The organism is Vaccinium witches'-broom phytoplasma str. VAC (genome assembly GCF_000309405.1).
In the GTDB taxonomy this organism is placed as follows: domain Bacteria; phylum Bacillota_I; class Bacilli_A; order Acholeplasmatales; family Acholeplasmataceae; genus Phytoplasma.
Genome location: NZ_AKIN01000233.1, coordinates 1 through 7,273 on the forward strand (window position 1 = coordinate 1; position 7,273 = coordinate 7,273).

At 24.9% G+C, this 7,273-nt stretch carries 5 protein-coding genes; all 5 read right to left on the minus strand.

The features are described from left to right. Positions 1–235: 235 nt before the first annotated feature. Positions 236–1,048 (minus strand): YitT family protein, encoded by an 813-nt coding sequence (locus tag RI68_RS03080; RefSeq protein WP_017193766.1) that lies wholly within the window; start codon positions 1,046–1,048, stop codon positions 236–238. A gap of 48 nt (positions 1,049–1,096) precedes the next feature. Continuing rightward, entirely contained in the window at positions 1,097–4,369 is a 3,273-nt protein-coding gene (locus tag RI68_RS03085; RefSeq protein ID WP_017193767.1) for an ATP-binding protein, read from the minus strand. Further along, the gene (locus RI68_RS03090) at positions 4,353–4,988 is read right to left on the minus strand and encodes a DUF4194 domain-containing protein (RefSeq protein WP_017193768.1); all 636 of its coding nucleotides are present in this window, start codon (positions 4,986–4,988) and stop codon (positions 4,353–4,355) included. The genes RI68_RS03085 and RI68_RS03090 overlap by 17 nt, the downstream gene beginning before the upstream one ends. A 171-nt stretch (positions 4,989–5,159) precedes the next feature. After that, positions 5,160–5,948 carry an HAD-IIB family hydrolase gene (locus tag RI68_RS03095; protein ID WP_017193769.1) on the minus strand — a complete coding sequence of 263 codons (789 nt, stop codon included), beginning with the start codon at positions 5,946–5,948 and terminating at the stop codon, positions 5,160–5,162. A 1,017-nt stretch (positions 5,949–6,965) separates the two neighbouring features. Beyond that, on the minus strand, positions 6,966–7,273 hold a 308-nt coding region (locus RI68_RS04170), incomplete at its 5' end, for a hypothetical protein (RefSeq protein WP_038104995.1).

Consider the following 7,273-nt stretch of genomic DNA (forward strand, 5'->3'; position numbering starts at 1 on the left):
TCTTTTCAAATAATAACAATTAATATAAAATAAAATGAATTCTTTAAAATTTTTTTATACAACAATACATTAAAATTGTATCAAAAAAAACCATAAATATTACAACTATATTTCTTTTTTCTTCATTTTTTTATTTTTGGTCTAAAATAAGACTTATTTATAAGATTGAAGACGTATAAAGAAAAAACCACTAAAAGAAGTGTTCTCACTAAGACGTATTTATTAGGAAGAGAATTTATTTAACCCAATTGCTCACTAAAGTAATTAAACTGATAGAGATAGTGAAAGCGATAATAGAAAAAACATATTTAATCATAATATTCTTTTTAACATCTATTTGTCTAAAATAATCGATAACGAAAGAAGCGATCAAAATAGAACCGTCTATAATTAATAAAATCATAGTAAATTCCATGGTAATATATTCTTCTATAAGATTGTGCAAAACTTTAAGGACGAAATCAGTTGCACCCGTAGAAGAATTGTTTCCAATCACTAAACCAGCTCCTATACCCATAAAAATACCAATAATAACGGAAGATAAGGATAAGCGATAAATAATGTTATTTTTAACCTTATCTGGGAATTTATTTAATAAAAATACTCTATCTATTTGCCAATATTCTAATATTTTAAACAAAATAGAAAACAAGGAAAACACAAAAAGCGTTAATAAAAAATACCATGTCTTATGGAAAATAGCGCCAAATAGAAGAATAAAAATACGGAAAAACAAAATACCGTTATTACTGCTAAACCAATGGTTTTGTTTTTTCTCCTTTATTTGGTAAAAACACACTTTATCTAAAAATAAGCAAAGCGCTTCTAGACCTCCTATAATTAATTCTTGCGGTAAAATAAAAAAATAAATAGCAAAAACCATTAAGAAGGAGCCTAAAGTTAATTGACAAAAGTGCATGGGTTCAAAATAATGCATATCTTCTGCTTTTAACCCATTTAAAAACATACATTTAATGAAAGTGACTATTATAACAAACGCAATAAATATTAATGATTTAAAAGACGATGTTTTTAATTTTTGTTTCATTTTTGTATTTTTCTTTACTAATGAATTGATTTTCTTTAAAAATTTTTTTTAAGCTAATTTAGTAAAACTTTCTACCATAACATGATTATTATCTTTAACGATAATTAAATTAGTAGTTACATAAGGGGAAATATCAGCAATCCTTTGAGGCGGAATAGCAATTAAAAATTGAATGTTTAATTGTTTAAAAAAATACATCATGGATTCGATTCTATTTTCGTCCATATTATTAAAGGCTTCATCAAATAAAACTAAACAACCTTTATGAACCGTGTTTTCGCTTAATAATTGTTCAAAACAAATACCAATAATAATGTAAAAAGGTACTTGAGTTTCTCCGCCAGATTTTTCACGAAAAATTTTAGAAAATAAAGATACATTTCCGTAAATATCGTTAATTTGAATATCATAAGTTAAATAATTACGATAATCTAAAAATTCATAAGCTATCGCTTCATATCCTTCTTCAAAATAAATTATTTTTTGAAATAATTCGTCTAATAAAATATCTTTATAAGAAGAAGAGTTCTCGGAAAATAAATTAATCTCTTGGGTTAGGTTATCTTCTACAATCATGGAATAATATTTTTTATATTCAGGATCATCAGAGGCTTTGGTAATAATTTGATAGCTATCATCACCGAAAGGTCTATTTTTTAAAAGTTCGTTTAATTTTTTAATTTGTTGTTTAGCGTTTTCAATACTTTCTTTGAGTTTATTAACGAATTCTTCTTTAAAAATCATTTCGGTTTTGGAACTTAACTCTTTAGCTTCTTGTTCGTAAGTAATCAAATTTTTGGAACTAATTAAATTATATTCTTGTACGAAATAATCAAAATATTCTAATTTGGCCTCAATAGTGCTTAGATGATAAGTCTCAATGTATAAAGTCATATACTTCGTCAAATCAAGGTTTTGAGTGTTTTTTTGCTTCTCAATGGTTTTCACGTGATTTTGTATATAGTGTAAAATATATTCATAATTGTTTTGGTAAGTAGTTAAATAATTTTGCAATTGAATGGAAGCTTTTTCTAAATTAACTACTTCTTTTTGTTCTATAACATATAAATCTTTTTGTAATTCCGCTAATCTTTTTTGAAGAAAATTTATTTTCTCTTCATACATATTATACTTGTTTTTGCTTTCCACAATTTTTAATAAAACAAGATCTAATGATTCGTTAAGAATTTGTTTATCTTTTTTAATTTTTTGTAAATTATCTTCTATTTGTTCCACATTTTGTTGACTACGGAATTGTTCTATTTTATGGTTAATAACAACTATTTCTTGCTCGTTATCAGATAATTTTTTATAGACGGTAAACTGATCATTATTAACCAAAGAAAAGACTTTACTTTTTTTCATTAATTCAATAATACTTTTATTTTTCATAAAAATATTTTGTTTTTGGTTTAAATAGTCTTTTAAAGTATTAATTTCTGATAAAAGTATTTTTTTACGTATTTCTTTAGATTCGTTACCGATATAAGGAATTTGGTAACTTTTCGGATTTAATTGTTTCGCAGTATAACTACTATAAATCATTCCTTGAGGAGTAATCGCTGTTTTATGGTTTTTTAATTGAGTTACATCAGTTTCGCAGATAATATGTGATAATAATAATTTAGCATATTTTAAAGCATCTTTATGGTTGCTAGTTATTTTATCCGCTAAGCTATGAGGATTATCATCTAAATCCGGTATTTTATCTACATTCACCAAACCAACATCATAAATTTTTTCACTAGCTTGAAATTTTTCATATATTTTTAAAGCTTGATCAAAATAGCCGGCTTCAACGATTAAATTAAATTTCCGACTACCTAAAAAACCTTCAATAGAATTGCGCCATAATTCATCATTAATATCAATCAATTCGCAAAAAGGATGGATATGAATCTCTTTTTTATAAAAAAGACTTAATTTTTCGTTTAATAAAGTCACTAGTTTTTTAACGTTAGGATTATATATTTTAGCGATATTATTCATGGCTTGAAAAGTGGAGTTTTTGTCAGCAATTTGCTGTTGCAAAAACTTAATATCTTTTTGAATGTCATTTTGTACGATATTAAAATTCAGAATTTCTTGAGATAAATAATCAGTCATCTCCAACATGGTTTTTTTCAATTCCGGATAAATATCAAATGGTTTTGGGGCAGTTAAAAAACGAGCTATTTCTTCGGCTGTTTGATGAATAATATCATCCGGTTGCAAACAATAAAATTCTTTTAATATTTTTTGTTCAGCTTGCAATCTCTCTTGAAAAAAAACTATTTGACCTTGCAAATCTTGACAAAAAGTTTGTTTTTGGGATAATTCTTTTTGTAAAGAATAAAATAATTGACTTAAATCACCTTGAGAATGGTTGTTGTGCAATTGTAACAAATGATTGTTTAAATTTTCAATAGAGGCATTGATATTCTGTTTTTCTTCTAACAAATGGTTAGTTTTCAGAGCCTCTTGTTCTTTTTGAACCAACATGTTTTCTAAATTGTTGTGATATTTTGCTATTAAAACTTTTTTCTCTACTAAAAAATTAATTTTGATTTGTTCGTCTAAGAATTTAAATTTTTTTTCTGCATCAATGATAACGATTAATTGTTGTAATTTTTTTTTGTCTAATTCTATTTGAGATTCTATTTTTTTCAATTGGCGAACACTATTTTTTAAACTAGAAATATTAATCGGGTTTTCTTCTAATAAAAAATCAAAAACAAAATTTTGCAAATTAAGCGGTGTAAAGGCTAACGCTTTGGGTAAAATTTCTAAATATTTAGCGACGTTAATATTTAAATATTTACCGACAGCTTGTTTATATTGCGTTTTAGTGTCAAAAAAACTAAAATCTTTTGTATGCGCTCGTAAATATTCCGCTAATTGTTTATGGTTTTTTGGTTTATTATTAGAAATAAAAAGGTCACTTTTTAAAGCTATATTTTCATAAAGATAAAACCTTTCTTTTAAAACTCCTCTTTGAGGCAATTCCAAAACACAACCTAAAATAGTGTGTTCTTGAGTTTCCTCATCCAAAAATTCTAACGCAATATGGGTAATAACATCCCCATTCCTTAAAAACTCCTTATTTTCGGCACCTATCTTGCCTCTCATATAACTTTCTAAAGAACGTTTAGCGTTCGCGTTAGCCGCTAAATTGAATTTAACATTTTTTCTCTCACCAATTAAAACATATTGTAAAGCATCTAATAAAGTTGATTTACCCGCTCCATTTTCGCCAGAAATTAAAGTATTTCCGGTTATTTCAATCGTTTGAGAAGAGAATAAATGCCAGTTTACCAATTGTATCTTAGTTAATTTTTTCATCTTGGTTTTCGCTTTGTTTCAAAAGAAAGAGTTCTTGATAATGTTTAATCATTTCTATATCAATTAAATAAAGAATAGAAGGATAAATGGTAATGGTTAAATCATCAGACAAGTGATTATTATGATCGGAATAATCAATAATATTATATTGACGCAAGATCGTTAAAGTTTTTTTAACTGTTTCTTTGTTGAAATTTTGCACTTCAGAATAACCAATATGTTTTAATTCTTTAAAAATATCCTGCAAAAACACTTCTATTTTAGCATTAGAAGATGTTTTTTCTTTTTTTTGTTGAAACAAGATACGAAAGATAAATAAAATCAAACTTTCTTCTTTTTTTAATTTTAATTTATTAAAATGATGTAAATTATGAATAAAAATAACTTCATCATGTTTTTTAATTTCTAACTCAAAATCTGCTAATTGAAAAAAAGAATAAAAAAGTTCTCGATGTAATAAAATAAAACGATAATCATTAGCATCTGCCATTTTTTGCAGAGTTAAATAATTCACTTGAAATAGTTTATTAACAATACGCGAAAAAAGATCTTTTTCTTTCTCTTTTAATTGTTCAAATTTAGAAGAAAAGATATGTAATTCTTGTGTTTTTTTATCCATTAAAACCCTTTTAATTTAAAAAATTTGTTATTAATAAAAAAATAAATAAACATTTTTTCAAGCTTTATTGGGTTGTTATTTAATCCCTTTTTTTGGATAAAAAAGCAGGGAACGCTTTGTATAAAGTTAAAAAATGTTTAAAATTGTTTTTTTCTAAAAAATAATGATGTCTTATAAAATATGTTCTTCGTAAAAATCATACATTTTATCATCTTCTATATGAGGAGAAACAATATTAGCTGCTGCTTTTAATTTAGGATATAAACTATTTCCCATCGCAATACCGATATCAGCCGCTTCTAACATTTCAATATCGTTAGAACCGTCTCCCATACAAATCAATTGATAATCAGGATATTTTTCTTTAATTTTTTTAATTCCGTAGTACTTATTAACCCCTTTAACGGTTAAATCGATATGATTCTTCCATACACAAATATTGAAATAATCTAGATCTTTAAATAAAGGGGCGAATTTGTCTTTATCTGCTCCTACCACGATTAAAAGATAAATTCTTTCTTTTAAGTAAAATTGGTTATCAATTTCAAAATCTAAATTTTTCTTATATTCTTGGACTAGGTTAATATCACCTTTCTTCTCATCAAAATATAAACCTGCTTCATTAATTCCTATACTAGTAACCATCATTTGATAGCTTTTAATTCTTTTATGAACTTCTTCAATATGTTCTGTAGGAATGGGAGATTCGTCTATAATTTTGCCATCAGAAATAGTTAAAGAACCGTTCATCAGAACAAAATATTTAAATAACGGCAATAATTCTTCAACAGCGTTTAAATTACGATAATTTCTACCTGTTGCTATTCCTAAAATAGTATTAGGCATTTGAGATAATTTTAAAATTAATTTTTTGGTTTGTGGTAAAATGGTTTTTTTCTTATTACTATATAAAGTTTCATCGATATCGAAAAAAAATAATCTCTTTTTAATAGTTAACACCTCTTTTTCTTATCTTAAATAAATATACCAATTACTTATTATTATATCAAAAAAAAGATCATTTGGAAAAGAAAGAAAGGATGAGAAAATATAAAAAACAAAGAAAGGGGATTATTCTTATGAAATTATGTTTAATAAAAGGTGCTTAATTTGGAAAAAAGATATGATCGAATTAGCCTTATTGTTAGGATATTAACAATCAATCCTTATTTATCGGATAAGTTGGAATAATAGTTATATATATATATGCGTGTGTGTGTTGATTATCGATAGGTTTGTTTTATAAGTAATCCAGTTCGTTAAAGGAATGTAAACAAGGATCTTTATTATGGGTTTGCTTGCTTAAATAAAAAGCAGTTCTGTTGCCGTATAAATTAATCACTAAAACGATCGCTTTTTTATGTTGAATTTATCTGTTTTTATTCATTTTATAATTAATTACTTTTTATTATTTTGTGAATTTTCACAGATAAAAACTATTTTCTTTTAGCGAGACCTAACCATTTTAAAATTCTTAAAATAATATTAACAAAGGCAAAAAAAATTGCAATGGCATTCATAAACATAAGATTAATAATAATATATTCATATTTTTTAGGAAATTTTTCTTGAACCAAAGCATCTAGACTTTATAAACAAATAACCCACATAAAACTGCCTACAACTATTTGAAAACAAAAGAAAAATAACTGTATTATCAGTATTAAGGTACTTGTTAAATTTATATTATTATCGTTAAAAATTTTAAACGAAGTAATCAAAATAGCAATTATATAAGAAATTATAAAAATAATTTTAGTAATATAACGGAATTTAGGAGAAATTTTCAATTTAGCAACATAATATAAATAAGATATAAAAATAATTATTAAAAAAGAATCAAAAAATGGTATTAAAAATAAAAACAAAAATGAATTATTCAAAATAACATTATTTTTTGGAAAGGTAAAATATAAAAAATACAACAAACCTGCTTCAAGCAAACCACACAAAATAGCCAATAAAAAAGTTGTATACTTAAGTAAGGGAATGAAAAAATAAAAACTTATTAACCATAATATACTTAAAACCCCCCATAGATATGTATAAAGTCCAAAACATTTTTTCTAGTTGTTTTTTGAACTTGTTTCTTTTTAGTTCTAAATTGTCATATTTTAATTTTAATTGTTTTAGATCTTCATAAATTGCTGTTTTTCGAGATTGATTTTGTTCGTTTCTTAGTTCTTCATATTTAAACTCTCGAAAGAGTAGGTGATAAGTGAATAAAGTTGTTTTTCTATTTAAATAAAAATTAAATAAAAGGAGATTTAAATGTCTAGAAAAAG

What these genes read in the sequence shown, in the direction of transcription:
- RI68_RS03080 (WP_017193766.1), bottom strand. Translation starts at nt 1,048, where the DNA reads ATGAAACAAAAATTAAAAACATCGTCTTTTAAATCATTAATATTTATT.
- RI68_RS03085 (WP_017193767.1), bottom strand. Translation starts at nt 4,369, where the DNA reads ATGAAAAAATTAACTAAGATACAATTGGTAAACTGGCATTTATTCTCT.
- RI68_RS03090 (WP_017193768.1), bottom strand. Translation starts at nt 4,988, where the DNA reads ATGGATAAAAAAACACAAGAATTACATATCTTTTCTTCTAAATTTGAA.